Origin of the sequence: Plebeiibacterium sediminum (assembly GCF_026013605.1) — a bacterium.
GTDB classification, from domain to species: Bacteria; Bacteroidota; Bacteroidia; order Bacteroidales; family Marinilabiliaceae; genus Saccharicrinis; species Saccharicrinis sediminus.
This window is the reverse complement of sequence record NZ_JAPDPJ010000274.1, coordinates 1-580: the sequence shown is the minus strand read 5'-3', so window position 1 is coordinate 580 and position 580 is coordinate 1. Positions and strand designations below refer to the sequence as shown.

1 protein-coding gene and 2 tRNA genes are annotated in these 580 nt (G+C 35.0%); 2 read left to right on the top strand and 1 reads right to left on the bottom strand.

Features of this window, described 5'->3' with window-relative positions; translation table 11 throughout:
* A tRNA-Lys gene (locus OM075_RS25440) sits at window positions 1-66 on the top strand.
* Between the two features lie 51 nt (window positions 67-117).
* Window positions 118-190: transfer RNA gene (locus OM075_RS25435), tRNA-Lys, on the top strand.
* Between the two features lie 50 nt (window positions 191-240).
* Here the strand turns inward: OM075_RS25435 and OM075_RS25430 are convergent.
* On the bottom strand, window positions 241-441 hold the full coding sequence (locus OM075_RS25430; RefSeq protein ID WP_301193369.1) for a hypothetical protein: 201 nt from the start codon (window positions 439-441) through the stop codon (window positions 241-243).
* Window positions 442-580 lie beyond the last annotated feature (139 nt).

Below are 580 nucleotides of genomic sequence, written 5' to 3'. Positions count from 1 at the left end.
CAGTAGCTCAGCTGGTAGAGCACATCCCTTTTAAGGATGGGGTCCTGGGTTCGAACCCCAGCTGAATCACTAAAATTTGAAGATAATAAATTTGGAAAAACCAAATTTAAAACAGGCGATTCAGTAGCTCAGCTGGTAGAGCACATCCCTTTTAAGGATGGGGTCCTGGGTTCGAACCCCAGCTGAATCACTAAAAAAAGGAGAACAAATATTGTTCTCCTTTTTTTATTCATCTAATATTTAATCTTTAACTTTAATTGCATATGAAGCAAAGGTTAGATACAATGCTCCTGCCAGAATAATTATAATGCCTCCAATTTGAGAACCTAACAGATCTGATAAGATTCCCATTAAAAATGGAAAAACAGCTCCACCAAATACTCCTGTAATCATTAGACCTGAAATTTCATTTCCTTTTTCCGGACGAGCTTTTAATGCCATACTATAAAGTATAGAGAAAACATTTGCAATCGTAAATCCAATTACGGATCACGTACAATATTTGGGTCTGGACAAAAAAAGTGATTATTTTGCTGTTAAATAGAAACAGAAAATAAAAACAAGTAATAAGTTGAAAGAA